General features: G+C 72.7%; 24 protein-coding genes and 1 tRNA gene. 4 read left to right on the plus strand and 21 right to left on the minus strand.

The genetic code is table 11. The annotated features are described in order from the left end of the window. Nucleotides 1–13 precede the first annotated feature (13 nt). The 11 genes from ACFLFB_RS13935 to rpmE form a co-directional block, all read right to left on the minus strand. A complete protein-coding gene (locus tag ACFLFB_RS13935; protein ID WP_392542781.1) occupies nucleotides 14–826 on the minus strand; it encodes a F0F1 ATP synthase subunit delta in 813 nt (270 codons plus the stop codon). Further along, nucleotides 826–1,410: a F0F1 ATP synthase subunit B gene (locus tag ACFLFB_RS13940; RefSeq protein ID WP_392542782.1), complete on the minus strand. Its 585-nt coding sequence runs from the start codon at nucleotides 1,408–1,410 to the stop codon at nucleotides 826–828. Before ACFLFB_RS13940 ends, ACFLFB_RS13935 begins: the two co-directional genes overlap by 1 nt. A 54-nt stretch (nucleotides 1,411–1,464) precedes the next feature. After that, on the minus strand, nucleotides 1,465–1,674 hold the full coding sequence (gene atpE / locus ACFLFB_RS13945; RefSeq protein ID WP_392542783.1) for an ATP synthase F0 subunit C: 210 nt from the start codon (nucleotides 1,672–1,674) through the stop codon (nucleotides 1,465–1,467). A 79-nt stretch (nucleotides 1,675–1,753) separates the two neighbouring features. After that, nucleotides 1,754–2,572, minus strand: coding sequence for a F0F1 ATP synthase subunit A (gene atpB / locus ACFLFB_RS13950; protein ID WP_392542784.1), 819 nt, complete (start codon nucleotides 2,570–2,572; stop codon nucleotides 1,754–1,756). A gap of 127 nt (nucleotides 2,573–2,699) precedes the next feature. After that, nucleotides 2,700–3,152: a hypothetical protein gene (locus ACFLFB_RS13955; protein ID WP_392542785.1), complete on the minus strand. Its 453-nt coding sequence runs from the start codon at nucleotides 3,150–3,152 to the stop codon at nucleotides 2,700–2,702. 119 nt (nucleotides 3,153–3,271) lie between these two features. Next, nucleotides 3,272–4,660 carry a sugar transferase gene (locus ACFLFB_RS13960; RefSeq protein ID WP_392542786.1) on the minus strand — a complete coding sequence of 463 codons (1,389 nt, stop codon included), beginning with the start codon at nucleotides 4,658–4,660 and terminating at the stop codon, nucleotides 3,272–3,274. Nucleotides 4,661–4,673: 13 nt separating this feature from the next. Next, nucleotides 4,674–5,966 (minus strand): serine hydroxymethyltransferase, encoded by a 1,293-nt coding sequence (gene glyA / locus ACFLFB_RS13965; protein ID WP_392542787.1) that lies wholly within the window; start codon nucleotides 5,964–5,966, stop codon nucleotides 4,674–4,676. Beyond that, nucleotides 5,959–6,699, minus strand: coding sequence for an L-threonylcarbamoyladenylate synthase (locus ACFLFB_RS13970; RefSeq protein ID WP_392542788.1), 741 nt, complete (start codon nucleotides 6,697–6,699; stop codon nucleotides 5,959–5,961). Before ACFLFB_RS13970 ends, glyA begins: the two co-directional genes overlap by 8 nt. A 223-nt stretch (nucleotides 6,700–6,922) precedes the next feature. Further along, the gene (gene prmC, locus ACFLFB_RS13975; RefSeq protein WP_392542789.1) at nucleotides 6,923–7,828 is read right to left on the minus strand and encodes a peptide chain release factor N(5)-glutamine methyltransferase; all 906 of its coding nucleotides are present in this window, start codon (nucleotides 7,826–7,828) and stop codon (nucleotides 6,923–6,925) included. Continuing rightward, nucleotides 7,825–8,901, minus strand: coding sequence for a peptide chain release factor 1 (gene prfA / locus ACFLFB_RS13980; protein ID WP_392542790.1), 1,077 nt, complete (start codon nucleotides 8,899–8,901; stop codon nucleotides 7,825–7,827). The genes prmC and prfA overlap by 4 nt, the downstream gene beginning before the upstream one ends. 91 nt (nucleotides 8,902–8,992) lie before the next feature. Continuing rightward, a complete protein-coding gene (gene rpmE / locus ACFLFB_RS13985) occupies nucleotides 8,993–9,208 on the minus strand; it encodes a 50S ribosomal protein L31 (protein WP_392542791.1) in 216 nt (71 codons plus the stop codon). A 366-nt stretch (nucleotides 9,209–9,574) separates the two neighbouring features. Here rpmE and ACFLFB_RS13990 point away from each other — a divergent pair, with 366 nt between their 5' ends. After that, the gene (locus ACFLFB_RS13990) at nucleotides 9,575–10,429 is read left to right on the plus strand and encodes an LLM class flavin-dependent oxidoreductase (RefSeq protein WP_392542792.1); all 855 of its coding nucleotides are present in this window, start codon (nucleotides 9,575–9,577) and stop codon (nucleotides 10,427–10,429) included. Between the two features lie 83 nt (nucleotides 10,430–10,512). Here ACFLFB_RS13990 and rho read toward each other — a convergent pair whose 3' ends face one another. From rho to ACFLFB_RS14025, 7 genes are all read right to left on the minus strand, one after another. Next, nucleotides 10,513–12,291, minus strand: coding sequence for a transcription termination factor Rho (gene rho, locus ACFLFB_RS13995; protein WP_392545427.1), 1,779 nt, complete (start codon nucleotides 12,289–12,291; stop codon nucleotides 10,513–10,515). A gap of 296 nt (nucleotides 12,292–12,587) precedes the next feature. Next, on the minus strand, nucleotides 12,588–13,535 hold the full coding sequence (gene thrB, locus ACFLFB_RS14000) for a homoserine kinase (RefSeq protein ID WP_392542793.1): 948 nt from the start codon (nucleotides 13,533–13,535) through the stop codon (nucleotides 12,588–12,590). A 1-nt stretch (nucleotide 13,536) separates the two neighbouring features. Further along, nucleotides 13,537–14,640, minus strand: a complete 1,104-nt coding sequence (thrC, locus tag ACFLFB_RS14005) for a threonine synthase (protein WP_392542794.1) — start codon at nucleotides 14,638–14,640, stop codon at nucleotides 13,537–13,539. Between the two features lie 2 nt (nucleotides 14,641–14,642). Then, the gene (locus ACFLFB_RS14010; RefSeq protein ID WP_392542795.1) at nucleotides 14,643–15,959 is read right to left on the minus strand and encodes a homoserine dehydrogenase; all 1,317 of its coding nucleotides are present in this window, start codon (nucleotides 15,957–15,959) and stop codon (nucleotides 14,643–14,645) included. Between the two features lie 29 nt (nucleotides 15,960–15,988). Beyond that, nucleotides 15,989–17,428, minus strand: coding sequence for a diaminopimelate decarboxylase (gene lysA, locus ACFLFB_RS14015; protein WP_392542796.1), 1,440 nt, complete (start codon nucleotides 17,426–17,428; stop codon nucleotides 15,989–15,991). Nucleotides 17,429–17,432: 4 nt separating this feature from the next. Beyond that, nucleotides 17,433–19,079, minus strand: a complete 1,647-nt coding sequence (gene argS, locus ACFLFB_RS14020) for an arginine--tRNA ligase (RefSeq protein WP_392542797.1) — start codon at nucleotides 19,077–19,079, stop codon at nucleotides 17,433–17,435. Between the two features lie 10 nt (nucleotides 19,080–19,089). Next, a complete protein-coding gene (locus tag ACFLFB_RS14025; protein ID WP_392542798.1) occupies nucleotides 19,090–19,518 on the minus strand; it encodes a response regulator in 429 nt (142 codons plus the stop codon). 65 nt (nucleotides 19,519–19,583) lie between these two features. Between ACFLFB_RS14025 and ACFLFB_RS14030 the strand changes: the two genes are divergently transcribed. Then, nucleotides 19,584–19,655, plus strand: a tRNA-Arg gene (locus ACFLFB_RS14030). Nucleotides 19,656–19,849: 194 nt separating this feature from the next. Here ACFLFB_RS14030 and ACFLFB_RS14035 read toward each other — a convergent pair. The 3 genes from ACFLFB_RS14035 to ACFLFB_RS14045 all read right to left on the minus strand — a co-directional run bounded on the left by ACFLFB_RS14035 (nucleotide 19,850) and on the right by ACFLFB_RS14045 (nucleotide 22,806). Continuing rightward, entirely contained in the window at nucleotides 19,850–20,323 is a 474-nt protein-coding gene (locus ACFLFB_RS14035; RefSeq protein WP_392542799.1) for a hypothetical protein, read from the minus strand. Between the two features lie 81 nt (nucleotides 20,324–20,404). Next, on the minus strand, nucleotides 20,405–21,442 hold the full coding sequence (locus ACFLFB_RS14040) for a hemolysin family protein (protein WP_392542800.1): 1,038 nt from the start codon (nucleotides 21,440–21,442) through the stop codon (nucleotides 20,405–20,407). Continuing rightward, complete coding sequence (locus tag ACFLFB_RS14045; RefSeq protein ID WP_392542801.1) at nucleotides 21,439–22,806, minus strand: hemolysin family protein; 1,368 nt, start codon at nucleotides 22,804–22,806, stop codon at nucleotides 21,439–21,441. The genes ACFLFB_RS14040 and ACFLFB_RS14045 overlap by 4 nt, the downstream gene beginning before the upstream one ends. 181 nt (nucleotides 22,807–22,987) lie before the next feature. Between ACFLFB_RS14045 and ACFLFB_RS14050 the strand changes: the two genes are divergently transcribed. Both ACFLFB_RS14050 and ACFLFB_RS14055 read left to right on the plus strand, forming a co-directional pair. Next, complete coding sequence (locus ACFLFB_RS14050) at nucleotides 22,988–23,953, plus strand: ABC transporter ATP-binding protein (RefSeq protein WP_392542802.1); 966 nt, start codon at nucleotides 22,988–22,990, stop codon at nucleotides 23,951–23,953. Then, the gene (locus ACFLFB_RS14055) at nucleotides 23,950–24,747 is read left to right on the plus strand and encodes an ABC transporter permease subunit (RefSeq protein ID WP_392542803.1); all 798 of its coding nucleotides are present in this window, start codon (nucleotides 23,950–23,952) and stop codon (nucleotides 24,745–24,747) included. The genes ACFLFB_RS14050 and ACFLFB_RS14055 overlap by 4 nt, the downstream gene beginning before the upstream one ends.

The raw sequence follows: 24,747 nt of genomic DNA on the forward strand, positions 1-24,747 counted from the left end.
GCTGGCGGTGCGGTCAGCTGCCGGTCACGTGGCGGCGGGCCTCGTCGAGACGGCGCAGGACGGTGCCGTCGACGACCTCGTCGCCGACCTGCACGCGGATGCCGCCCATGACGTCGGGCGCCAGGACGACCTGCAGGCTCACGGACTTGCCGTAGTGCGACTCGAGCGCCGAGCGCAGCCGCGCGGACTGCTGCTCGGAGAGCGGCGCGGCCACGGTGACGAGCGCGGTGAGCTCGTCGCGGCGGGTGGACGCCAGCGCGAGGTAGGCCTCCATCGCCCGGTCGAACCGGCGGCCGCGCGGAGCGCGCACTGCCTGCTCGGCCAGGCGCACCGTCTCCGGCGCGGCCTTGCCCTCGAGCAGGCCGTGGACGAGCGCGACCTTGCCGGAGGCGTCGGTGTTGCGGCTGGAGAGCGTGTCGCGCAGACCGGGGTCACCGGCGACGATCCGCTCGAACCGGAACAGCTCGTCCTCGACGCGGTCGATGCGCCCCTCGCGCTCGGCCGACGCGAGCAGCGTCTGCACGGCGAGGCTCTCGATGGTGTCGCCGAGGTCGCGCTCGGCGGACCAGCGCTGGCCGGCCACCTCCGCGACCAGGCCGGTGGTGGTCTCACCGACCTTGCCCCCGAAGAGCGAGCGCGCCAGGCCCTGCTTGTCGGCCTTGTCGCGCGAGGGGTCGGCGAGCGCCCGACGCAGCGAGGCGCTGCCGTCGATGACGGCCGACACCGCGAAGAGCTCCTCGGCGAGGGTGACGCCGGTGCCCTTGGCCAGGGCCTCGTCGAAGGCGGCCTGGACCGCCGTGGCGGCACCCCGTGACGAACCACGCATCAGGCGCCCTGACCCGCGGGGGCGACCTTCTCGGGCTTGACGTCGCCGGCCTCGAGCTCGGCGAGGAAGCGGTCGACGATGCCGTTCTGGCGGACCTCGTCCTCCAGCGACTCCCCGACGATCTTGCTCGCCAGGGCCGTGGACAGGGCCCCGACCTCCTGGCGCAGCTGGACGACCGCCTGCTGGCGCTCGGCCTCGACCTGGCGCTTGGCCGCCTCGGTGATGCGGGCAGCCTCGGCCTGGGCCTGGCTGCGCATCTCCGCGACGATCGAGGCGCCCTGCTCGCGAGCGGACTCGCGCAGCTCGTTGGCCTCGGTGCGCGCCTCGGCGAGCTGGGCGTTGTACTTCTCCAGCGCGGCACGCGCCTCGGCCTGGGCCTCCTCGGCCTGCCTCATGCCGCCCTCGATGGCAGCGGCACGCTCCTCGTACATCGCCTCCATCCTCGGGACGACCTTCGTGGAGAAGATCCAGTAGAGGATGCCGAAGGCGATGGCGCCGATGATGATCTCGGCCGGGTGCGGCAGGAGGGGCAGGGCGTCGGGCCAGCCCACTTCCTCAGAGGCCTGGACGGATGCGAGGACCACGTCGCTTCCTTATCTGTCGGTCGAACTGGGGATGTGCGTTCTCGGGTGGAGTCGTCAGCCTGCGAAGACGAAGACGAAGACGAGACCCAGGATCGCGAGCGCCTCGGTGAGCGCCATGCCGGTGAAGGCGATGGTCTGGAGCATGCCGCGGGCCTCGGGCTGGCGGGCCACCCCGTTGATGTACGCGGCGAAGATCAGACCGACACCGATACCGGGGCCGATGGCAGCAAGGCCGTAGCCGAGGTAGGTGATGTCACCCTTCATTGCATTTCCTTTCGACGGCGCCGGGCGGGTCCCGGCGTCTGTGGTGTTTCGGTTCGTGCGTCCGGTGGAGGACCGGAGGTCAGTGGTGCTCGCTCACCGCGTCGCTGATGTACAGCGCCGCGAGGAGCGTGAAGATGAAGGCCTGGAGGAACTGGACCAGCAGCTCGAAGAAGGTCATGACCACGCCGAAGCCCAGGCCGAGGATCCCCGAGATGTTGATGAAGATGTTGCTGCCGTGCAGGAGCAGGTACTCGCCGCCGAGGATGAACACGAGGAGCATCAGGTGGCCGGCGAGCATGTTGCCGAACAGTCGCAGCGCGAGCGTCAGCGGCCGGATGATGAAGTAGGTGAGGAACTCCAGGACGAACATGATCGGCCGCAGCCAGACCGGCAGGCCCGGGGGCACGAGCGCCTTGAGGTAGCCCAGCACCCCGTGCTTCCGGCGGATCGCGACGGTGTGGTAGACGACGTAGACGACGAGCGTCAGCACGATCGGGAAGGCGATGCGGCTCATCGAGGGGAACTGGACGAGCGGGAAGATCCCCATGACGTTGTTGAACAGGATCATCGTGAACAGCGTCATGAGCAGCGGCACGAACGGCCGGAAGTCCTTGGCCCCGATGATGTCGCGGGCGATGCTGTTGCGCACGAAGCCGTAGGCCTGCTCGGCGATCCACTGGCGCTTGCTGGGGACCACGCTCAGCCTGCCGGCGACGGTCATGAAGAAGGCGCCGATGAGGACGACCGACACGATGACGACGAAGGCCGGGCGGGTGAGGGTCCAGTTGCTGGTGTCGCTGCCGATGAGGGGCCACCAGAAGCTCTCGGGACCCGGGGCGACGAAGCCCTCACCGTCGGCGGCGGCGACGCCGGTCTGCAGCCAGTGTGCGGGAACCACGCTCGGGCTCACAGCCTCTCCTCGGGGGTTTCACAGGCACACACGACGGGCACCCGTGGGAACGGGACGTACGCTACCCGACCCCTGCGGGTCGTCGCGACGGCGGGTTGGACGGGCATCGGGCGTCTCACGGGGTGCCCCCGGAGTCGCTCGGCGGGTCGTACACGGGGATGCGGGCGCGGCGCAGCGCGACCATCGCGAAGACCTGCCACACGATCGTCACGACGAACGCGACGATGCCGAGCGCGGGGCCGTCGACCCAGTCGGCGTCCTTGAACGCCATGATGACGAGGAGCAGGGCGATGACCTGGCCGAGGTAGACGGCCATGGCCACGGCGAAGAAGGCGGCCGGGTTCGCCGTGCGGACCAGCCGGCTCAGCAGGAACAGGCCGGAGGCGAAGAAGCCGAGCGACACGACGAGCCCGATGAGGGCCCCGGCGACGGCGTCTCCCCCGCGCAGCACGACCAGGACGACGACGGTGGCCAAGCCCGCGAGCGCCGAGGGCAGCAGCGCCCCGCGCAGCATCGCGGCGAACGGCGCACCGGCGTGCGGTGCGGTGCTCGACGAGTGGTCGGTCATCGGCGATCGGCCTCTTCGGAAAGTCGTGGTCGGACGGGCTTCCTCGGTGCTTGTGAAAGTTATCACAAGCGCTCCGACGGGGCCAAACGACGTCCGCCGGAGGGGTGTTCGGGTGCTGCTCAGACGCGGCGGGTGACGATGACCCAGATGGTCCGCGCGATGATCTCGAGGTCGAGGACGGGCGACCAGTTGACGAGGTACTGCAGGTCGTAGCCCAGCTTGTACTCGGCGTCGGTGTGGTACCGCCCGTGGATCTGGGCCAGGCCGGTGAGCCCCGGCGGCACCTCGTGCCGACGGGTGTACCCCGCGATCTCCTTCTCGAACCCGACGGTGAGCTCGGGGCGCTCGGGGCGCGGCCCGACCACCGACATCCGCCCGGTGATGATGTGGAGGATCTGGGGCAGCTCGTCGGCCCGGGTGGCGCGCACCCAGCGGCAGGCCGGGATGACGCGGGGGTCCCCGGCCGTCGACAGCTGGGCACCGCCCACGGCCTCGGCGTCCACGCGCATGGTGCGGAACTTGCGCATCTCGAAGGTCTCGCCGCCGACGCCGACGCGGGTCTGCCGGTAGAGCAGCGGCCGCCCCGCGGCGACCAGCTGGTAGAGCGCGACGCCACCGAGCAGCAGGGCCCACACGGGGAAGGTCGCCACGAGCAGGACGATGTCGAGGATCCGCTTGGAGTGGCGCTGCGAGCTCGGCATCGTCTGCGGCAGGAGCAGGACGAAGGGCAGGCCGGCCACCTCGCGCAGCCGGTCGAGGCCGAAGAGGGTCTCGCGCCCGGTGACCCGCAGCAGGATCGTCACGCCGCCGCGGTCGAGCCGGCCGATGGTGCGGGGGTACCAGTCCTCGAGCCAGGCCCCCGTCATCAGCAGGACGTCGGTGGCGCGGTGCTCGCGCGCGGCCTCGACCACGGTGAGGGGGTCGTCGACCTCGCCCACGACGACGAAGTCGTCGTCCCCGACGACCTCGAGGTGGCGCCGGGCCAGCTCGAGGTCGGACTGGTCACCGGCGACGAGGACGCGCGGCGGGCCCTCGCGCCGGGTCCGCAGCGCGTGGACGACCGCCCGGTTGATCGCGACCGCGACCGCCGCGAGGACGATGACCCAGACGAGGTTGAGGATGGGGAACGGCAGGGCGCGGCCGAGCAGCGAGCCGCGCTGCTGCGCGAACCCGGTGAGGGCGAGGTTGAGCAGCGCGACGCCGCTGCCGGCCGCCAGCGAGAGCCGGGCGGCACGGGCGAGGACGCGGTCGCCGCCGAGCCGCGGCTCGCGCTCGTAGAGCCCGCCGAAGTAGAAGACGACGACGAAGATCAGCGTCGACACCGAGAAGGAGAATGCGTACGCGCCCAGCGAGTAGGTGGGCCACGGCGGGTCGCCGAAGCGCCACACCATCGTCACGATGGCGAGGAGCAGCACCGCCAGCGCGTCGAGGAGCATGACGAGCCGGAAGCCGCGCGCGTTCAGCCGCCCGAGCAGGGGAAGGCGGCGGCGTCGGCTGGGCTCGCTCACGGGTCCCCCGCCGTCAGCCGAGCGGGGCACCCGTGCGGGGATAGGCCGGGAAGCGACCGACGAGCTCGGTCACCTGGGCGCGCACCTCGCGCGAGACCGCGTGCTCGGGGTCGGCGTCGCCGTCGACGACCGCGCGCGCGATGAGGTCGGCGATGGTGCGCATCTCGCCCTCACCCATCCCCTGGGTGGTGACGCAGGGCGTGCCGACGCGGATGCCGGACGCGATGTTCGGCTTCTGCGGGTCGAACGGGATGGCGTTCTTGTTCAGCGTGATGCCGGCGGCGTCGGCGCGGGCCTCGGCGTCGGCCCCGGTGACCATGACCGGCTGGAGGTCGTGGAGCGAGAGGTGGGTGTCGGTGCCGCCGGTGGTGGGGCGGATCCCCTTCTCGCCGAGCGACTCGGCCAGCACCTTGGCGTTGGCGACGACCTGGCGGGTGTACGCGGCGTACTCGGGGGTCGCGCACTCCTTGAAGTTCACGGCCTTCGCGGCGATCGTGTGCATCTGCGGGCCACCCTGCATCATCGGGAAGACCGCGCGGTCGATGGCCGACGCGTGCTCCTCGCGGCAGACGATGGCGCCCGAGCGGGGTCCGCGCAGCACCTTGTGGGTGGTGAACGACACGACGTCGGCGTGGGGCACCGGACTGGGGATCGCCCCACCGGCGACGAGGCCGATGAAGTGGGCGGCGTCGACCCAGAAGACCGCCCCGACCTCGTCGGCGATGGCCCGGAAGCGGGCGAAGTCGATGAGGCGCGGGATCGCGGAGCCGCCGGCGAGGATCACCTTGGGGCGGTGCTCCCTGGCCAGTCGCTCGACCTCGTCGTAGTCGATGTCCTCGGTGTCCTTGTCGACGCCGTAGTGCACGGCGTCGAACCACTTGCCCGAGAACGACATCTTCGTGCCGTGGGTGAGGTGGCCGCCGTGCGGCAGGCTCATCGCGAGGATGGTCTCGCCCGGCTTGAGGAACGCGCCGTAGACCGCCTGGTTGGCGCTCGCGCCCGAGTGCGCCTGGACGTTCGCGTGGTCGGCCTGGAACAGGCTCTTGCACCGCTCGATGGCCAGCGTCTCGGCCTTGTCGACCTCGGAGCACCCGCCGTAGTAGCGCCGGCCGGGGTACCCCTCGGCGTACTTGTTCGACAGCGTCGAGCCGAGCGCGGTGAGGACCTCCGGGCTGGAGAAGTTCTCGCTGGCGATGAGCTGGAGGCCGCCGCGCAGGCGGTCGAGCTCGGACACCAGCACGCCGGCGATGTCGGGGTCGAAGGCCTCGAGGGCGCCGAAGTCGGAACCGTAGAAGGTGTCAGTCATCGCTGGTCTCTCGCTCGTCGGTGGACGGGGACTCGTCGGGCACGACCGGCTCGGGGGGCGCGGCGGGCTCGGCGCCCGCCAACTCTAGGGCGTCGGCGCGGGAGCGCTCGACGACGTCCAGCACGTCCTGCTGCGAGATGGCCCCGACCCGCAGGAACACGGGCTCGTCGCGGGTGCAGTCGACGATGGTGGACGCGAGGCCGCCGGTGACCGGTCCGCCGTCGAGGTAGAACTCCACGCTGGCTCCCAGCTGGCTCGCGGCGTCGAGGACGGTGCGCGAGGCGGGGTGGCCGGTGCGGTTGGCGCTGCTCACGGCCATCGGGCCGACCTCGCGCAGCAGCTCGAGGGCGATCGCGTCGTCGGGCATGCGCAGGGCGACCGTGCCGCCGGTGTCGCCGAGGTCCCACATGAGCGAGGGCTGGGCGCGCAGGACCACGGTGAGGGCGCCGGGCCAGAACGCCTCGACGAGGGCGCGCGCGTAGTCGGGCACCTCGGTGGCCAGGCCGTCGATGGTGCGTGTGTCGGGCACGAGGACCGGCGGCGGCATGTCGCTGCCGCGCCCCTTGGCGGCGAGGAGGGCGCGCACGGCCTCGGGCGAGAAGGCGTCGGCACCGATGCCGTAGAGGGTGTCGGTGGGCAGGACCACGAGCCTGCCCTCGCGGACCCCGGTGGCCGCCTTCGGGATGGCGTCGGCCCTCCCGTGGTCGGTGGTGCAGTCGAAGACGGGGCTCATGGGACCCAGCCTAGGGTTCCCGATCCGCGTGCACGCAGAGGGCTCACCGGGGCCGCGAAGCCCTAGGTTCGGGCGACGGGTCGTCCGACCGGCCGGCCCCGAGGCTCACGAAGAGGTGTGCACATGCGTGGATCGGGTCTGATCTGGACCATCGTCGGGGTGCTGCTCATCATCGCCCTGCTGATGTTCATCCTCCCGCGGCTCTAGACACCGCGGCCGCGGGTCACGGTCGAGACGTGGCCGGTCCCGCGGGAGCACCCGAGCGCCGCGCCACCGTGGCGCGCGGCCGACCCGTGAGGTCGGCGTGGTCGACGACGTCGTCCCACGCCCCCGTGAGCCGCAGCGCGCGCGGCAGGGTCCCGCCCTGGCTGTCGGCGTGCTCCATGACGAGCACACCACCCTCTCGCAGGAGCACGGCCGCGCGGGCGGCCACCGCGAGCGGCACGGCCAGGCCGTCGGCGGAGCGGCCGTAGAGCGCGACCTCGGGGTCGTGGTCGCGGACCTCGGGATCGTTCGGCACGGCGCCGTCGGGGATGTACGGCGGGTTGCTCACGACGACGTCGACCTCGCCCTCGAGGTCCTCGAACGCCGTGGTCGCGTCGCCGAGGCGCACGTCGACGTCGAGACCGGTGCGGTCGCGGTTGGCCACGGCCCACCCGTGCGCGAGGTCGGACAGCTCGACGGCGAGGACGCGGGCGAGGGGGACCTCGTCCTTGAGGGCGAGGGCGATGGCGCCCGACCCGGTGCAGAGGTCGACGACGAGCGGCTCCTCCCCCGCGGCCCGAACGGCCTCGATCGCCAGCCCCGCCACGACCTCCGTCTCCGGTCGCGGGACGAAGACTCCCGGACCGACGGCGAGGGTGAGCCGGCGGAAGTGGGCCCGCCCGGTGAGGTGCTGGAGCGGCACCCGGGCCACGCGCTCCTCGACGAGCCCGTCGAAGCGGGCGCTGAAGGCGGCGTCGACCGGCTCGCGCAGCACCATCGCGCGGCGGACGTCGGCGGCGTCACGGCCCAGCGCGAACGCGGCGAGCTCGAGCGCGTCGGTGTCGGGCGACGCGATGCCCGCGTCGGCGAACGCCAGCCGGGCCCGGGTGACCGCCTCGTGGACCGTGGCGGCGGGGGTGCTCATCGGTCGGCGATCGCCGCGAGGCGGGCGGCCTCGTCGGCGTCGACGGCCGACTGGACGATCGGGTCGAGGTCACCGTCGAGCACGGCGTCGAGGTTGTAGGCCTTGAACCCGGTGCGGTGGTCGCTGATCCGGTTCTCGGGGTAGTTGTACGTGCGGATCCGCTCGGAGCGGTCGACGGTGCGGACCTGGCTGTTGCGCACGGTGGCGTCGGCCGCGTGCCGCTCGTCCATCGCGAGCTGGTGCAGGCGGGCCCGCAGCACGCGCAGCGCGGCCTCGCGGTTCTGCAGCTGGCTCTTCTCGTTCTGGCACGAGACCACGAGACCGGTGGGCAGGTGGGTGATGCGGACGGCCGAGTCGGTGGTGTTGACGCTCTGGCCGCCGGGGCCGCTGGAGCGGAAGACGTCGATGCGCAGGTCGTTGGGGTCGATGGTGACCTCGACCTCCTCGGCCTCGGGCATGACCCAGACCCCGGCCGCACTGGTGTGGATGCGGCCCTGGCTCTCGGTGACCGGCACCCGCTGCACGCGGTGCACTCCGCCCTCGAACTTCAGCCGCGCCCACGGCGCCTCGCCGGGAACCGCCGCCTTGCGCGACTTCACCGCGACGCGGACGTCCTTGTACCCGCCGAGGTCGGACTCGGTGGCGTCGAGGACCTCGGTGCGCCACCCGCGGCGCTCGGCGTGCCGCAGGTACATCCGCAGGAGGTCGCCGGCGAAGAGGGCCGACTCCTCGCCGCCCTCCCCCGCCTTCACCTCGAGGATGACGTCGCGGTCGTCGTCGGGGTCGCGCGGGATGAGCAGGCGGCGCAGCCGGTCCTCGGCGGCGGCGAGGGTCTCCTCCAGCGCCGGGACCTCCTCGGCGAAGGCGGCGTCCTCGCGAGCCAGCTCGCGCGCGGCGCCGAGGTCGTCGCGGGCGCGGACCCAGGCGGCGTGGGCCGCGACCGTGGGTCCGAGCGCCGCGTAGCGCTTGTTGACCTCGCGGCTGCGGTCGGGGTCCGACGCGACCTCCGGGTCGGCCATGAGGCGCTCGAGGGCGGCGTGCTCGTCGACGAGGGCCTGCGCGGACTCGAGCACCGGTCGCTCCTGGGTGGTGGTGGGCTGGGACGTCGGGGAAACGCGACGCGCCGGCCCGCCCATCAGGGGTCGGACCGGCGCGTCGGAGAAGCTACTTGGCGGCCTTCTTGCCGTAGCGGGCCTCGAAGCGGGCCACGCGGCCACCGGTGTCGAGGATCTTCTGCTTGCCCGTGTAGAACGGGTGGCACTGCGAGCAGACGTCAGCGTGGATGCTGCCGTTCTTCGCGGTGCTGCGCGTGGTGAACGTGCTGCCACAGGTACAGGTGACCGTGGTCTCCACGTACTCGGGGTGGATGTCCTTCTTCACGATGTGTCTCCTTGGATGTGTCCGGGTCGGCGGGCTCAGCACCGTGCTGCAAACCCATGGCGCCCCGCCTGCGGCCCTCGTGGGGGAGCTCGCTCAGGAAACGCGTCGGATGCCGTGAACCGGTCCAGCGGTCAAGTGTGCCAGAGGTGGCACACGGTGACCTAAACGGCGAGGGCCCCCTGCGCATTCCTCACGATCCGGGGACGGGTCGGTGGCGATCGGGCCTGGGCCGTCGCCGACGGGCTGCTCGTGGGCGTGGCCGGCGACTCCGTGGTGGGGGTCCCGTTCGAGGGCGACCGCACCGGCGCGACCACTGACCCTGCGACTCGGGGACGCCCTGTCGGGGGCGCGCACTACCGTCGCAGGATGAGGTTCGGAGCCGTCATCCCGTACGCCACCGAGCGCGAGTTCACCGAGCTCGCCGCCGTCGCCGAGGAGGCGGGGTGGGAGCAGGTCTTCTCGTGGGAGGCCGTGTGGGGGCAGGACGCCTGGGTCACCCTCGGGGCCGCGGCCATGGCCACCGAGCGGATCCGCCTGGGCACCCTGCTCACCCCGGCCTCACGGCACCGTCCGTGGGACCTCGCGTCGAAGGTCGCCTCGGTCGACCGGCTGTCCGGTGGCCGGGTCACCCTCGGGGTGGGGCTCGGCGCGCTGCACGGCAACTGGCTCGCCTTCGAGGCCGACGAGGGCCGCGCCGCGCGCGCCCGCAAGCTCGACGAGGGGCTGGCGGTCTACGCCGGGCTCATGGGCGGGCAGCCGTTCGAGTTCACCGGCGAGCACTGGAGCGCCGCCCCCGTCACCGAGCTGGTGCCCCCTCCCCCGGTCCAGACCCCCCACCCTCCCGTGTGGTGCGTGGGGATGCTCGTCCCCGGGCGTCCGCGCCAGCGCTCGCTGGAGCGCGCCGCCCGGTGGAACGGGGTGTTCCCGGCCATCGCCGGCGGCACCCTCGAGGACCCCGGCTCCCGGCTCACCCACGACGGGCTGCGCGAGGTCGTCGACCGGATCGGCACCCTGCGCGCCGATGCGGGGCTGTCGATGGAGGGCTACGACGTCGTCGTCGAGGGCGACAGCCACGGCTCGTTCGGGCAGACCCGCCCGCCGGTCGACGCCTGGGCCGACGCCGGCGCCACCTGGTGGGTGGAGTCGTGGTGGGACCTGCCCGACTCACCCGAGGGGCGCGCCGAGACGCGCCGCCGCCTCGCCCTCGGCCCGCAGCGCTGAGCCGCCCACCCACACCCCGACACGACGACGCCCCGGCACGCAGTGCGTGCCGGGGCGTCGGGTGTCCGAGGACGGGGTGCCGGTCAGGCGTCCTCGTCGTCGAGCTTGATGGTGGCGGTCTGCTGGACCTGCGTGAGGAACTCGTAGTTGGTCTTCGTCTTGCGCAGTCGGTCCAGGAGCAGCTCGATGCCCTGCTGGGAGTCCAGCGCGGCGAGGACGCGGCGCAGCTTCCACATGATCCGCAGCTCCTCGGGCGCGAGGAGGATCTCCTCCTTGCGGGTGCCCGAGTTGTTGACGTCGACCGCGGGGAAGATGCGGCGGTTCGCGAGCTGGCGGTCGAGCTTGAGCTCCATGTTTCCGGTGCCCTTGAACTCCTCGAAGATCACCTCGTCCATCCGCGAGCCGGTCTCGACGAGCGCGGTCGCGAGGATGGTGAGCGAGCCACCGTTCTCGATGTTGCGCGCCGCACCGAAGAACTTCTTCGGCGGGTAGAGCGCGGCCGAGTCGACGCCACCGGAGAGGATGCGTCCGCTGGCCGGCGCCGACAGGTTGTAGGCGCGGCCGAGCTTGGTGATCGAGTCGAGGAGCACGACGACGTCGTGGCCCATCTCCACGAGGCGCTTGGCGCGCTCGATCGCGAGCTCGGCGACCGTCGTGTGGTCCTCGGCGGGCCGGTCGAAGGTCGAGGAGATGACCTCGCCCTTGACGGCGCGCTGCATGTCGGTGACCTCCTCGGGGCGCTCGTCGACGAGGACGACCATGAGGTGGCACTCGGGGTTGTTCGTCGTGATCGCGTTGGCGAGCGCCTGCATGACCATCGTCTTGCCGGCCTTGGCCGGGGCGACGATGAGGCCGCGCTGGCCCTTGCCGATGGGGGCGACGAGGTCGATGATCCGCGTGGTCAGGAGGTTCTGCTCGGTCTCCAGGCGCAGGCGGTCCTGCGGGTAGAGCGGGGTCAGCTTGCCGAACTCGGGACGCGTGCGCGCCTCGTCGGGAGACTGGCCGTTGATGGTGTCGAGCCGAGCCAGCGGCGTGTACTTGGCGCGGCTGTTGCGCCCGCCCACGGCCTGCTGCTGCGGCTCCTCGCCCTCACGCGTGGCCTTGATCGACCCGGTGACGGCGTCGCCCTTGCGCAGCCCGTGGCGCTTGACGATCTGCAGCGGCACGTAGATGTCGCTGCTGCCCGGCAGGTAGCCGGTGGTGCGCACGAACGCGTAGTTGTCGAGGATGTCGAGGATGCCCGCGACCGGCACGAGGACGTCGTCCTCGAAGATCTGCTGCTCGAGGGAGTCCTGCTGCTGCGGTGCCGCCACGCCGTCCTGGGGGCGGCGCTTGTCGCGGTTGCGTCCCCGGTTGCGGCGGCGACGACCACTGCGGTCCTCGTCGTCAGCAGCGGCTGCCGCCGCGGCGTTGGCGCCACCGTTGCCGGCCGGCGCGCTGGTGCCGGCGCGGTTCTGGGTCTGCTGGCCGCCCTGAGGCTGGTTCTGGCGGTCGCCGCGGTCCTGGCGGTCGGAGCGCTCCTGGCGCTCGCCGCGGTCCTGGCGGGTCTCCCGGGTGGTCTCGCGGCCCTCGGGACGCTCGGTGCGCTCCTGGCGCTCCCCGCGGTCGCGGTCCTGGCGGTCCCCCCGGCTGTCGTCGGCACGCTGCTCGCGGGCCGGCTGCTGCTCGCGCGTCGTGCTCTCGGCACGCTCGGCGCGGGCGGTGGCGACGGGCTCACGGTGGCGCTGCTCGCCGGCGCTGGCCGGGCCGCTCTCACCGTTCTGGCGGGCCTTGATGGCGGCGACGAGGTCGCCCTTGCGCATCTTGGCGGTCCCGCTGATGCCCATGCTCGAAGCGAGTCCCTGGAGCTCGGCCAACCGCATGGCGGTCAGCGCCCCGGAGCGGCGCGGGCTGCTCGAGCCGGCTGTCGCCTCAAGAGTGGTGGTGTCTGTCACGAAGGATCCTTCCCCTCGCTCGTGGATGGCCTCGATACGGCCGATCATGTGGGTGCCCACGCGGACACACAGCCACCGAAGGAATCGCGGGGCTGGCCCTGGTCGTGGGGGCGACTCGCGGCAGGCAGCGGGACTCACCCCGGCATCGACTGCGGTCGCAGGCTCAAGAGTAGCACCGGCCCTCCGGGCGGGGTGCCGATCGCCACGCCGCAGGTCAGCGGGGGTCAGGCGCGCGCGAGCACCCGCAGCGTGGCCCCGTGCGCGGGGATGCCGGGGGTGAGGACGCGCCACCCGGGGCCGGCGTGCGCGCGCACCGCGTCGACCTTCCCGCGCCGGGTGAGGACGAGCACCGACGGACCGGCGCCGGAGATGACCGCGGCGTGGCCGTCGGCGCGCAGGGCGTCGACGAGCGCCATCGAGGCGGCGTACGACGGACGACGCGCCTCCTGGTGCAGCCACTCGCGGGTGGCCGCGTGGAGGTGGTCGGGATCGGAGCCGATGGCGTGCGCCAGCAGCGCCGCACGGGCCGAGTTCGCCGCCGCGTCGGCGAGGCGGACCTGGAGCGGCAGCACCGAGCGCGCCTTCGCCGTGGACAGCTGGGCCTCGGGCGCGAGCACCACCGGCTCGACGTCGGGGTGCACCGGGAGGTGGACCGTGGTGGTCGACGCGTGCTCGTCGTCGGACCACGAGAGGGTGACCCCGCCGTGCACGCTGGCCGACGAGTTGTCGGGGTGGCCCTCGAGCCGGGCGGCGAGGTCGTTGGTGAACGAGAGGTCGACGCGCTCCGCGTCCTCACCGCGTGCGATGTCGTGAAGTGCCTGTGCCGCAACGACGCCCGTGACGATGGCCGTGGCCGACGACCCCATCCCCCGACCGTGCGGCACGGCGTTCTCGCACTCGAGTCGCAGGCCCACCGGCGGCGTCACGCCGAGCTCGCCCCACGCCACCTGCATCGCCCGGTGGACGAGGTGCGAGGCGTCGAGCGGGACGACGCCCTCGCCCTCACCCCGCACGACGACAGTGAGACCGGGCTCGTCGGTCACGGTGGCGCGACAGGTGTCCCAGACCCCGAGCGCGCACCCGATGGAGTCGAACCCGGGTCCGAGGTTGGCGCTGCTCGCGGGCACGCGGACCTCGACGGACGCGCCGGGGCGCAGCTGGCCCTCCCCCACGTCAGCCCTCGAGGCCGAGCGCGGTCGCCACGCTGAACGCGTCGACCGGCACGCGCACCGGCTGCAGGTCGGAACCGTCGGCGGTGCGCAGCGCCCACTGCGGGTCCTTGAGCCCGTGACCGGTGACCGTGCAGACGACCGTGGCGTCGGCGGGGATCCGGCCGGCCCGGTGCATCTTCATCAGGCCGGCGATGGAGGCCGCCGAGCCGGGCTCGACGAACACGCCCTCGGTGGAGGACAGCAGCCGGTGGGCGTCGAGGATCTCCTCGTCGGTGACCATGTCGATGAGGCCGCCCGACCCGTCGCGCGCCGCCTCGGCCTGGCGCCACGACGCGGGGTTGCCGATCCGGATGGCCGTGGCCACCGTCTCGGGCTCGTCGACCGGGTGACCCAGGACGATGGGCGCGGCGCCGGCGGCCTGGAAGCCCCACATCTGCGGGCGGCGGGTGGAGACCGGGGCGAGCACCTCGCCGCCGAGCCCCTCGGTGGGCTGCGCGTACTCGGTGTAGCCCTGCCAGTACGCCGTGATGTTGCCGGCGTTGCCGACGGGCAGCACGTGGATGTCGGGGGCGTCACCGAGCGCGTCGACGACCTCGAAGGCCCCCGTCTTCTGGCCCTCGATGCGCGCCGGGTTGACCGAGTTGACGAGCTCGACGGGGTAGGCCTCGGCGAGCTTGCGGGCGACGGTGAGGCAGTCGTCGAAGTTGCCCTCGACCTGGATCAGGGTGGCGCCGTGGGCGACGGCCTGGCTCAGCTTGCCCATGGCGATCTTGCCGTCGGGCACGAGGACGGCACACGTCATCCCGGCCTTGGTCGCGTACGCGGCCGCGCTGGCGCTCGTGTTGCCGGTGCTCGCGCAGATGACGGCGCGGGCGCCGTTGCGCTTGGCGACCGAGATCGCGGTGGTCATCCCGCGGTCCTTGAAGGACCCGGTGGGGTTCATGCCCTCGAACTTCACCAGGACGTTGGCCCCGGTGGTCTCGGACAGGCCCTCGCACGGGATGAGCGGGGTGCCACCCTCGTGGAGGGTGACGACGGGGGCGCCCTCGAGCATCGGCAGCCGGGCGGCGTACTCGCGGATGACTCCGCGCCACTGGTGCGCCACGGTCAGGCTCCTTCCACGCGCAGGACGGAGGCGACGTCGTCGACGGAGTCCAGGGCCGCCAGGGCGTCGACGGTGGCCGACAGGGCCGCGTCGGTGGCCCGGTGGGTGACGACGATGAGCTTGGCCCGCTCGCCCTCCCCCGGTGCCACCTGCTGGCGCACCGTCTCGATGGAGACGCCGTGCTCGGCGAACGCCGTGGCGACCTGGGCGAGGACACCCGGGCGGTCGGCGACGTCGAGGCTGATGTGGTACCTCGTCAGGGCCTGGCCCATGTCGACCACGGGCAGGTCGGCGTAGGCCGACTCCCCCGGTCCGCGGCCCCCGGCGACGCGGTGGCGCGCGACGGCGACGACGTCGCCGAGCACCGCGCTCGCGGTGGGGTCGCCGCCGGCCCCGCGGCCGTAGAACATCAGCTCGCCGGCGGCCTCGGCCTCGACGAAGACGGCGTTGAAGGCCTCGCGCACGCTGGCCAGCGGGTGGCTCCTCGGGATCATCGCCGGGTGCACGCGCACGCTGACGGCCTGACCGCCCTCGGCGTCGGTCACCCGTTCGCAGATGGCGAGGAGCTTGACGACCGCGTCCATCTCCTTGGCGGCCTGGATGTCACCGGCGCTCACCTCGGTGATGCCCTCGCGGTGGACGTCCGCGGAGGACACGCGGGTGTGGAAGGCGAGGCTGGCGAGGATGGCGGCCTTCGCGGCGGCGTCGAAGCCCTCGACGTCGGCGGTGGGGTCGGCCTCGGCGTACCCGAGGGCCTGGGCGCGCTCGACGGTCTCGGCGAAGCCGGCGCCGGTGGTGTCCATGGCGTCGAGGACGAAGTTCGTCGTGCCGTTGACGATGCCGAGGACCTTGCGCACCTCGTCGCCCGCCAGGGACTCGCGGATGGGGCGCAGGATCGGGATGGCGCCGGCCACCGCGGCCTCGTAGTAGAGGTCGACGTCGGCGGCGTCGGCGGCCTTGTAGAGGGTGGGGCCGTCCTCCGCGAGCAGCGCCTTGTTGGCCGAGACCACCGAGGCGCCGTGCTCCATCGCGCGCAGGATGAGGTCGCGGGCGGGGTCGATGCCGCCGATCACCTCGATGACGATGTCGGCGCGGGTCACCAGCTCGTGGGCGTCGGCGGTGAAGAGCGAGGGGTCGACGGGGACGTCCGGGCGAGGCCGCTGCGGGCGGCGGACGGCGATGCCCACGAGCTCGAGCGGCGCGCCGACCCGGGCGGCGAGGTCGTCGGCGTTCCTGACGAGGCGGGTCGCGACGGCGGAGCCCACGACACCGCAGCCGAGCAGTGCGACGCGCAGGGGGGCACCGGGTTCGTGCGCCATGGTGGGGGTTCTCTCCTCGGTCGCGGGCGTCAGGCCTCGGCCACGTCGAGGGCCAGGAGGTCCTCGATGGTCTCACGGCGCACGAGGACGCGGGAGGCGCCTCCACGGACCGCGACGACCGGTGGCCGGGGGGTGTGGTTGTACTGGCTGGACAGGCTGCGGCAGTAGGCGCCCGTGCCCGGGACGGCGATGAGGTCGCCCGGCTCGACGTCGGCCGGCAGGTACTCGTCGAGGACGACGATGTCGCCGCTCTCGCAGTGCCGACCGACCACGCGCGACAGCCGCGGCGCGGCCTCGGACCGCCGGTTGGCCAGGGTGCAGGAGTAGTCGGCCTCGTAGAGCGCAGGGCGCGCGTTGTCGCTCATCCCGCCGTCGACCGAGACGTAGGTGCGCACCGCGCCGCCGCCGACCTCGACATCCTTGACGGTGCCGACCTCGTAGAGGGTGAAGGTGCTCGGGCCGACGATGGCGCGGCCGGGCTCCACGGAGATGCGCGGCAGGTGCGGGTCGTCGCCGTCGCCGACGGCCTTGAGCTCGCGCTCGACGATGCCCGCCATCTCCTCGGCGAGCAGCGACGGGGGCAGCGGGGTGTGCTGCGAGGTGTACGCGATGCCGTAGCCGCCGCCGAGGTCGAGCTCGGGGCAGTGGTACCCGTGCTCGTCGGCGACCTTGGCGTGCAGCGCCACCAGCCGGTGCGCGGCCATCTCGAAGCCGCCGGTGTCGAAGATCTGGCTGCCGATGTGGCTGTGCAGGCCGCGCAGGTCGAGGACGTCGGGTCGGGCGAGGACGCGGCGCACCGCCTCCTCCGCCGCCCCACCGACGAGGCTGAAGCCGAACTTCTGGTCCTCGTGCCCGGTGGCGATGAACTCGTGGGTGTGCGCCTCGACGCCGACGGTGACGCGCACCATCACGGGCGCGACGACGCCGAGCTCGGCGGCGACGGCCGCGACGCGCTCGATCTCGTGGAACGAGTCGAGGACGATGCGCCCGACGCCGTAGGACAGGGCGTCACGGATCTCGGCAACGGTCTTGTTGTTGCCGTGGAACCCGATTCGCGCCCCCGGGAAGCCGACCCGCTTGGCGACGGCGAGCTCTCCCCCGGTGCACACGTCGAGGTGCAGCCCCTCCTCCATCACCCAGCGGGCGACGGCGGTGCAGAGGAACGCCTTGCCGGCGTAGTACACGTCGGCACCGGCGATGCCGGCGAAGGCCGAACCGAAGGTGTCGCGGAACTCCCCTGCGCGGGAACGGAAGTCGTCCTCGTCGAGGACGTACGCCGCCGTGCCGTGCTCGGCCGCGAGGGTGACGACGTCGACCCCGCCGACGGTCAGTCGTCCCTCGGCGTCCCGCGCGACGGAGCGCGCCCAGAGCTGCGGGAGCAGCTCCATGACGTCGGTCGGGTACGGCAGGTAGAGCGGGGGTCCGCCGTAGCCCTCGGCGTGGAGGGCTCCGGCCTCGTGCGAACGCACCGGGTCACATCCGCTCGGGGGCGCCGACGCCGAGCAGGTCCAGGCCGTTGACGAGCACCTGGCGGGTGGCGTCGTTGAGCCACAGGCGGCTGCGGTGGAGGTCGGTGACCTCCTCCTCGGCGTTCATCGGGCGGACCCGGCAGGTGTCGTACCACTTGTGGAACCGGGTCGCGAGCTCCTCGAGGTAGCGGGCGACGCGGTGCGGCTCGAGGAGGTGCGCGGCCTGCGCGACGACCCGCGGGAAGTCACCGATGACGGCGAGCAGGGCTGCCTCGGTGGGGTCGGAGAGCAGCGAGGCGTCGAAGCCGTCGGCCCGGTGCACGCCGTCCTCGGCCGCGAGGCGCGCGACGTTCGCGGTGCGGGCGTGGGCGTACTGCACGTAGAAGACCGGGTTGTCGTTGGTCTGCTTGCGCAGCTCCTCACCGTCGAGCGAGAGCGGGCTGTCGGCCGGGTAGCGCGCGAGGGAGTACCGCACTGCGTCGGTGCCGAGCCACTCGACGAGGTCGTCGAGGTAGATGGCGTTGCCGAGCCGCTTGCCCATCCGCTGGCCGGCGATGGCGACGAGCTGGCCGATCTTGACCTCGATGTTGTGCTCGGGGTCGTCACCCGCGCAGGCCGCGATGGCCTTGAGCCGGTTGATGTAGCCGTGGTGGTCGGCGCCGAGGAGGTAGACCTTCTCGTCGAACCCGCGGTCCTTCTTGCTCAGGTAGTACGCGGCGTCGGCGGCGAAGTAGGTGGGCTCGCCGTTGGCGCGGATGAGCACCCGGTCGCGGTCGTCGCCGAAGTCGGTGGTGCGCAGCCAGACCGCTCCGCCGTCGTCGAAGACGTGGCCCTGCTCGCGCAGCCGGTCGACGGCCTGGCCGACCGCGCCGCCGTCGTGCAGCGAGCGCTCGGAGAACCAGACGTCGAACTGCACGCCGAGGGCGTCGAGGGTGGCGCGGATCGCCTCGAGCTGGGCCACGTAGCCCAGGTCGCGGGCGACGGCCAGCCCCTCGGCCTCCGGGAGGTCGAGCAGGTCGGGGCGCTGGGCCAGGACCTCCTGGGCGCGCTCGACGACGTACTCGCCGGGGTAGCCGTCCTCGGGGGCGTCCTTGCCCGCGGCGCGGGCGAGGACCGAGGCGCCGAACTTGTCCATCTGCGCACCGGCGTCGTTGATGTAGTACTCGGCGGTGACGTCGGCGCCGGTGGCGTCGAGGAGGCGGCGCATGGCGTCGCCGAGGGCCGCCCAGCGGGTGTGGCCGATGTGGAGCGGGCCGGTGGGGTTGGCCGAGATGAACTCGAGGTTGACCACGCGGCCCGCCTCGGTGGTGCCGTGCCCGTACCCGGCCCCGGCCTCGACGACGCTGCGGGCGAGCTCGCCGGCGCTCGCGGCCTCCAGGGTGATGTTGAGGAAGCCCGGCCCCGCGACGTCGACGGCCTTGACGCCCTCGACCGCGGCGAGGCGCGTGGCCAGGGTCCCCGCGAGGTCGCGCGGCGCGATGCCGGCGCCCTTGGCCAGCTGGAGGGCGATGTTCGTGGACCAGTCCCCGTGGTCGCGGTTGCGCGGACGCTCGACCCTGACCTCCGCGGGCACGGAGACCGCGAGGTCACCGGCGTCGACGGCGGACTGGAGGGCGTCGCGGATGGCGACCGAGAGCTGTTCGGGGGTCACCCGCCCCAGTCTACGGACGGCGCAGGGGGCCCCTGCCGGAGGCCGCGAGTCGTGAGACGGCCTCGACGAGCTCGTCCGGGTCGAAGGGTTTGGTGACGATCCCGTCGAAGCCGGCCTCGTCGACCTCGAAGCGCGCGTGGTCGCTCGCGGCGGCCGTGACGAGCAGCACCGGGACGTCGTCGAGGACGTGGTGGCCGCGGATGGCGGCGATCGCCCACCAGCCGTCGTAGGGCCTCATCTGCGAGTCCAGGACGATGACGTCGGGCCGGCGCCGGTCGGGGTCGATGAGCCGGGCCATGGCGGCATGCCCGTCGGAGGCCTCGTCGACCTCGAAGCCCGCGAGCTCGAGGTTGATCCGGAGCAGGCGTCGGATCGGCTCGACGTCGTCGCAGATCAGCACGAGCGGCGCCGGACCGGCCCCCTCGGTCCCGGATTGCATGGGCGCCAGCCTAGGGTGCTAGCCTCGCGGAGCGCTGCGAATCGACTGGTTCGTGCCGCGTGCCCGCCCCCGTAGCTCAGGGGATAGAGCACCGCCCTCCGGAGGCGGGAGCGTAGGTTCGAATCCTACCGGGGGCACCGTGAGAACGCCCGTTGACCTGCAGCAATGCGGTCGGCGGGCGTCTTGCGTGCGACCGCCCGGCCGCCGTCACCGGGTCGAGGTGAAACACCACCCCGACGCGGTCGCATTTCACCTCGAATCGCGCGACACGACTGCCGGGTCGAGGTGAATAACGACCCTGAGGTGGTCGGGTTTCACCTCGAACGACGGGTCAGGCGAAGCCGATGAGGCCCGTGCCGACGTCGACGGAGACGTGCGGCGAGTCCTGCGTCCAGTGCGACACCACGACCCACGGGACCGCGGACGGGTCGACCATCTCCGGCACCTCGACCCGACCCTCGACGCGCAGCCCACCGGGAGTGGTGGCGACGAGGTCGTGCCACCCCGGCTCGAGGGCCAGGGGGAACGGCACCCACATGTGCTGTCCGCACACGTCGAAGACCTGCTCCGCGACGACCTCCCCGTCGACGCTCACCCGCAGCTCGACGTCGGGCTCCTCGAACGACTGGTTCGAGACCCAGAGGTGGACCGTGGCCTCCTCCTCCGTCACGGCCAGCGTCGACATCGGCCGGGCCACGACCGGGCACTCCGAGCCGAACCGGATGCCGAGCACCTCGACGCGCGCCCCGCAGCCGCCGACGCCCAGCAGCAGGACGACGGCCCCGACCGCGGTGGCGCGCCTCACCGGCGCCACGATCACCGACCGACGACCCCGCGACAAGACCACCATGGCCCTGCGACGTCCGCCGGGCACCCGCGGCTCCGCTCAGCGGCGCTGCGACGCGTCGGACACCTCGCCGACGAGCTCCTCGATGACGTCCTCGAGGAAGACGACGCCCACGACCGCGCCGTCCTCGGCGACGACGCGCGCCAGGTGCGACCCGGTGGCCTGCATCGTCTCGAGGACCGACTCGACCTCGTCGTCGCGCCGGACGTTGGCCATCCGACGCACGCGCTTGGCCGGCACGGGCTCGTCGCGCTCGGTCTCGTCGGCGTAGAGGACGTCCTTGAGGTGGAGGTACCCACCGAGGTCCCCGCCGTCGTCGACGACCGGGTAGCGCGAGAAGCCGTGGCGCGCCACGAGCCGCTCGATGTCGCCCGGGGTCGCGGCCGAGGTGACGGTGACGAGCCCCGACACCGGGACACCGACGTCGGCGGCGTCCTTGTCGCTGAACTCCAGCGCGGCCCCGAGCCGCTCGTAGTGCTCGTCGCCGACGAGGCCCTCGTCGCGCGACTCGTCGAGGATGTGCGCGACCTCCTCGGCCGTGAACGCCGAGGCGAGCTCGTCCTTCGGCTCGATCCCGAACAGGCGCAGGATCGCCTTGGACAGCCAGTCCATGGCGCCGATGACGGGGGCGACGACCTTGCTCACCATGACGAGCGGCGGCACGAGGACGACGGCGGCCCGCTCGGGGCGCGCGATGGAGATGTTCTTGGGGATCATCTCGCCGTAGACGACGTGGAGGAACACGACGATCGCGAGCGCCAGCGCGAGCGCCACGACGTCGGCGACGCCGTCGGGCAGCCCGGCCGCCTCGACGACCGGGGCGAAGGCGTGGTGCAGCGCCGACTCCGACACCGCACCGAGCAGCACCGAGCACACCGTGATGCCGAGCTGGCACGTCGCCAGGAGCAGGCCGGTGCGCTGGAGGGCGTCGAGGGCGATCCTGGCGCCCTTGTTGCCCTGGTCGGCGAGCGGCTCGAGCTGGCTGCGGCGGGCCGACATCGCGGCGAACTCGGCGCCGACGAAGAAGGCGTTGGCCGCCAGCAGGATGACGGTGACGAGGACGGTCGACAGGCTCATCGCTCGACCTCCGTCGTGCCGGGCAGCGCCGACGCGTCGGCCTCACCGGCGTCGTCGCCGGCGCTCGGCTCGGCCGGCGGGACCAGCCGGATCCGGTCGACCCGGTGCCCGTCCATGTCGATGACGCGGACGGTCCAGCCGTCGACCGTGGCCTCGTCGCTCACCGCGGGCACGCGGCCGAGCTCGGCCATCAGCCAGCCGGCGATGGTCTCGTAGGCCGGGCCGTCGGGAACCGCGACACCGATGCGCGAGCGCACCTCGTCGGGGCGCCAGAGACCCGGGACGGTCCAGGAGCCGTCGCGCAGCGCGCGGCCCGTGGTCTGCGAGCGGTCGTGCTCGTCGTTGACCTCACCGACGATCTCCTCGACGAGGTCCTCGAGCGTGACGACGCCGGAGGTGCCGCCGTACTCGTCGACGACGACGGCGAGCTGCATCCCACCCTGGCGCAGCTCGAGGAGCAGCGGGTCGAGGCGAAGCGTCTCGGGGACGAGCACCGCCGGGACCATGAGCGCCGACACCGGCACGTCCTCACGACGCTCGAACGGCACGGCGATGGCCTTCTTCACGTGGACGATGCCGTCGATGTCGTCCCAGTCGTCACCGACGACGGGGAAGCGCGAGTGGCCGGTGCGCCGCGCCAGCGCGACGAGGTCGGCCGCCGTCTCGGTGCGGTCGATGGAGGTGGCGCGCGAGCGCGGGGTCATGACGTCGGCGGCGGTCTGGTCGGCGAAGCCGAGGGAGGCCGTGACGAGGCGGGCGGTGCCGAGGTCGAGGGTCCCGGCCTCGGCGGAGGTGCGCACGAGCGAGGCGAGCTCGGCGGGGCTGCGGGCCGCGGAGAGCTCCTCCTGCGGCTCGATCCCGATGGCGCGCAGCGTGCGGTTCGCGACGCCGTTGAGCACGGCGATCATCGGCTTGGTCGCGACGGCGAACCAGCGCACGGGTGCGGCGGAGACCTTGGCGGTCGCCATCGGGAGGGAGACGGCGAGGGTCTTGGGGACCATCTCGCCGACGATCATCGAGAACAGGGTCGCGGCGAGCATCGCGAGGACCGACGCCGTGGACGATGCGGCGCCCTCCGACAGGCCGAGGTCCTCCAGCGGCCCGACGACGAGGGCCCCCACCGACGGGCTGGCGATGAAGCCGAGGATCAGCGTCGTGAGGGTGATGCCCAGCTGGCACGCCGAGAGCTGCGTGGAGAGCTGGCGGTGCGAGGCGAGGACGGAGCGCGAACCCCGCTCACCGTTGTCGACGGCGCGCTGCACCGCGGGCCGGTCGAGGGCGACGAGCGAGAACTCCGCCGCCACGAAGAGTGCCGTCCCCACGGTGAGGACGACACCGAGGAGCAGGAGGAGCCATTCGGTCATGAGGACGCCGGACTGGGAGGGTGCATGTCCCGTCCATCGTATGGGGCGCGGCTCGTGTTCCCAGCCGGCGCACAGGATGCAGACCGCTCGTCCCCCAGAGGGAGCCGCCGCTCCCCCAACCGGGTGAGGTGGGCGCGGGTGGTCACTGCGAGGATCGGGCCATGACATCAGCAGGTGGGCGATGAGCACGACGACGGGGGCCCGGATCGAGATCCGGGGACTGACCAAGAGGTTCGGCTCGTTCGTGGCGGTCGACGACCTCAGCTTCGACGTCGAGCCCGGCCGGATCACCGGCTTCCTCGGCCCGAACGGCGCCGGCAAGACGACGACGCTGCGGATGCTGCTCGGGCTGGTCCGGCAGAGCAGCGGGACCGCGACGATCGACGGTCACAAGTACGTCGACCTCCCCGACCCGCAGCACACCGTGGGCGCCGCCCTCGAGGCCACGAACTTCCACCCCGGCCGCAGCGGCCGCGACCACCTGCGCGTCCTCGCCGACGCCGGGCGCATCCCGCTGGCCCGGGTCGACGAGCTCCTCGAGCTCACCGGCATCCCCGCCGCTGCGCGCAAGCGCGCCGGGGAGTACAGCATGGGGATGCGCCAGCGCCTCGGCCTGGCCGCGGCCCTCCTCGGCGACCCGAAAGTCCTCGTCCTCGACGAGCCGGCCAACGGCCTCGACCCGGAGGGCATCCGCTGGCTGCGCGGGTTCCTGCGCCACCTCAGCGCCGAGGGCAAGACGATCCTCGTCTCCAGCCACCTGCTCCAGGAGGTCGAGCAGACGGTCGACGAGGTCGTCATCATCGCCAACGGGCGGCTCGTGCGGTCGGGCAACATCGCCGACCTGCGCGGCGGGCCGGGCGCCCTGGTCCGCACGTCGGATGCCGCGCGGCTGGCCGGCGCGCTGCGCGTCGCCGACGTCACGAGCACGCCGGGGCAGGACGGGTCCCTCGTCGCCGACACGGGCGACCTGCGCCTCATCGGCGACGTCGCGCTGCGCGCCGGTCTCCCGATCTACGGGCTCGAGTCGCGCCGCGCCGACCTCGAGTCGCTGTTCTTCGAGCTGACCGAGGGCACCAACCGCAACGAGCTCCCGGGGGCACCCGCCGAGCAGGACGCCGTGGTCGGCGAGGAAGGGGCGAACCTGTGATCCCCGCGGTCCGCAGCGAGCTGCGCAAGTTCTTCACCACCCGGATGTGGTGGGGGCTCGCCCTCGGCATGGTCGTCATCGGTGGAGGCCTCGCCGCGACCTTCGGCCTCCTGGCCGGACGGGGCGATCCGGCCCAAGGTGGCCTCCCGGACCTGGGCCAGCAGGGAATGGTGACCACCACCTACACCGCGGGCCTGTCGTTCGCGTACCTGCTCACCCTCGTGATCGGCGTCATGTCACTCGGCGCCGAACACCGACACAAGACCATCACGTCGACGTTCCTCGCCACGCCGCACCGCGCGCGGGTCATGGCGAGCAAGGCGGTCGCCATGATCGCCATCGGCGCGTTCTACGGACTGCTCTACGTGGCCTCGGCCTTCGCCGTCGGGGCCACTGTCATCGCGCTTCGGGGCTACGAGGTCCTCCCCTCCGACGAGAACGTCCCGAGGTCCCTGGCCCTGAGCCTGCTCGCCCTCGGCCTGTGGGCCCTCATGGGCCTTGGCGTGGGGATCCTCATCCGCAACCAGGTGGCGGCACTGCTCATCTCCGTCGCGGTGGCCTGGATCGGGCAGTTCCTCATCATCCTGTTGCTCAACGGGCTGGGCTGGACGGCTGCGACGGCCTACCTTCCGGGTCAGGCGACGTCCGCGATGGTCTCCCAGGTCAACGGTTCCGGTCAGGGCATCGCGATCGAACAGCTCTCGTGGTGGGCCGCCGCCCTCCTGCTCACCGGATACGCCGCCGTCCTCGCCGGACTCGGCACATGGCGAACGATCCGCAGCGACATCAGCTGA

It is taken from the genome of Oryzobacter telluris (genome assembly GCF_043099285.1).
GTDB lineage: Bacteria > Actinomycetota > Actinomycetes > Actinomycetales > Dermatophilaceae > Oryzobacter > Oryzobacter telluris.